The organism is Magnetococcales bacterium (genome assembly GCA_015231925.1).
GTDB lineage: Bacteria > Pseudomonadota > Magnetococcia > Magnetococcales > JADGAQ01 > JADGAQ01.
In genome coordinates this window covers 1-2514 of sequence record JADGAQ010000337.1, presented here as the reverse complement: position 1 = coordinate 2514, position 2514 = coordinate 1, and the positions used below count along the sequence as shown (strand labels likewise).

3 protein-coding genes are annotated in these 2514 nt (G+C 57.8%); all 3 read right to left on the bottom strand.

What is annotated here, in order from left to right; all coding sequences use genetic code 11:
* Window positions 1–149: 149 nt before the first annotated feature.
* The 3 genes from HQL56_19550 to HQL56_19540 are packed head-to-tail and all read right to left on the bottom strand — an operon-like array spanning window position 150 to window position 2345.
* Entirely contained in the window at window positions 150–572 is a 423-nt protein-coding gene (locus HQL56_19550) for a hypothetical protein (GenBank protein ID MBF0311712.1), read from the bottom strand.
* Between the two features lies 1 nt (window position 573).
* The gene (locus HQL56_19545) at window positions 574–1914 is read right to left on the bottom strand and encodes a recombinase family protein (GenBank protein ID MBF0311711.1); all 1341 of its coding nucleotides are present in this window, start codon (window positions 1912–1914) and stop codon (window positions 574–576) included.
* Window positions 1911–2345, bottom strand: coding sequence for a DUF2924 domain-containing protein (locus HQL56_19540; protein MBF0311710.1), 435 nt, complete (start codon window positions 2343–2345; stop codon window positions 1911–1913). The genes HQL56_19545 and HQL56_19540 overlap by 4 nt, the downstream gene beginning before the upstream one ends.
* Window positions 2346–2514 lie beyond the last annotated feature (169 nt).

Genomic DNA, 2514 nt, shown 5'->3' with positions numbered 1-2514 from the left:
CTGCTATAAATGGGAATATGATAAGATAAAATTTCTAAATGTCAACACGCCCTAGCCCTGTGCGCCGTGAAAAGGCGTGTTTCTTCAGCGGGTGAGATTCCCGCTAGAAAACTGTAGTTAAGGCTGGTATCAGCTGAAGCCTTTGGCACTCACACCAGTGCCGCCACCCCGAACCGTCGCGTCTGCTCCTCCCAGCTGAAGGGGATGGTGTCTCGCAGGCTCCGCAGGCTGATGGTGTCGGGGTAGTCACCGGCCAAGATTTTCTCCACAATGGCGGGGGCCAGTGAGTTGAGCCGCAGGATGCGGGCCAGATAGGACGGATCCAATTTTTCTTGTTCTGCGAGATCCTTGATGGTGGCGACTTCGCGGGATTCGAGCATGGACTGCCAGCGACGCGCCTTGAGCAGGGCGCGCACGATTGGATCGTCTGGCATGGCGGGAGTCGGAGCGATACCCGGTTCGGCGGTGTATCCGTCCGGGGAGATGATTACCTTGCGCCCGCCGCGCCGCCGGAGCTGCATGGGGATGTGAATGTGGAGGATGGTTCCGTCATCGGAGAGGCAGGCTGTCATCTCATGCTCCTTTTTGCGTGAGTTCGCCAACGAGGGCACCGAGGCCGGCCACCCTCAATTGCAGATCGATGCCACTGGCGCTGACTACAACCTTGTTCACCAGGAGATGCAGCAGCCGGTTCTGCTCCAGGGGGAAGAGTTCCTCCCAAACCGGATCGAGGCTGGTGAGAAGCTCGATGATCTCCCGTTCGCCCATTGCAGGATCAGCCTTGCGCACTTGTCGAATGGCTCTGGCCACTACCTGCGGTGACTTGAGAAGGCTTCTCACCTGGTTCAGCACCAACCGCTCCAGTTCCGCCGCCGGGACGCTTGGCAGAAGGCATTGATCATGACTGGTGCGAGCGGCGTTGAGGCAGATATAATAGCGGTACTGAACTTGGCCGCTTTTCCGGGAGTGGGTAGGCTTCATAGTCATGTTGCAATGGCCGCAGCGAACCAGGCTCTTCAGGGGAAAGGGTGTCTGGCCACGGGGCAGGGAGGATTTGGGCCGGTTGTTTTCCTGGATGAGGCCATGCACCCTGTCCCAGAGATCCCTGGGAACGATGGGCTGGTGTTTGCCGGGGTAGGAAACCTCTCGATAGACTACCTCGCCGATGTAAACGGGGTTTTTGAGGATGCGGTAGAGGGCAACCTTGTGGAAAGGGCGGCCTTTGCGCATGACTCCTTCGGTGGTAGTCCAGGATTTGTTGCAGATGCCAGCCTCTCGTAGATCTTTGATAACCTGAGTGGGTGAGGCGGTTTCAGCGAAGCGGCGGAAGATGTGGCGCACCTGCTCGGCTTCCATGGCGTTCACCACCAGCTCCCGGTTGCGAACGTCGTAGCCCAGCGGAGGATGTCCGCCCATCCAGATGCCTTTTTGGCGGGATGCAGCGTATTTGTCGCGGATACGGTCGGCTGTGGTTTCTCTTTCGAATTGCGCAAACGAAAGTAATATATTGAGCGTCAAGCGCCCCATGGATGTCGTTGTGTTGAACGATTGAGTGACGCTGACAAAAGTGACACTGCGCCGCTCGAAGGCTTCCATCAGGCGGGTGAAGTCTGCCAGGGAGCGGGAGAGCCTGTCCAGCTTGTAGGCTACGACGCAGTCTATCTTTCCGGCCTCGATGTCGGTGAGGAGGCGCTGCAGGGCGGGGCGGTTGACTGTGCCGCCGGAAAAGGCTGGATCGTCGTAATAGTCAGGCACCGGAATCCAGCCTTCGGCCTTTTGACTGGTGATATAGGCGAGGCAGGCTTCCCGCTGCGAGTCCAGTGAGTTGAATTCTTGATCCAATCCCTCGTCGGTGGATTTGCGGGTGTAGATGGCGCAGCGCACTTTTGGGGTGATGATGGCGGTTCTATTCATGCCTTGCCTACCTTCCGCAGGCCGAAGAAGAGTGGCCCCGACCAGTGGGTGCCGGTGATGGCTTTGGCCACTGCGGAGAGGCTTTTGAATTTCCGGCCCTGATATTCGTAGCCTTGATCCAGCACGCTGACGACATGCTCCACCCCTTGCCACTCCCGGATCAGGCGAGCGCCGGGGGAGGGGGCTACGCCTTCTTTTTTAGGAGGAGTTTTTGGGGATGCCGGTTTTCCGCGCCCCAGTCCGTCCAGGATGGTTGTTGCCGCCTGCGACAGTCCCCCGTGGGCCAGTTCTTGGACTCGGTAGGCCAGGCGACGCACCATGTAGTCCTTACCAGCCAGGGGCGGATCGGTTTGAAACAGCTTTCGCCATACCTGATTCAGTTCCAGGGTAGATTTTCTCTGCAGTTCGGCAATTTCGGCAATAATGCTCATGGTATCGTTCTCCTTTCTCTTGCGTTGCGAACGCTGACATGAGGGCTCGTTTGGTTGCCGTTATCCAGTAGAAAACTCTCTTCTTTTGCAGGTTGTTGCGCTTTTTTGAGGCGTAAACGGAGAATGCCGGAGGCCAGGATTTCGGCGATTTCGTCCAGGCGTTGGTCGG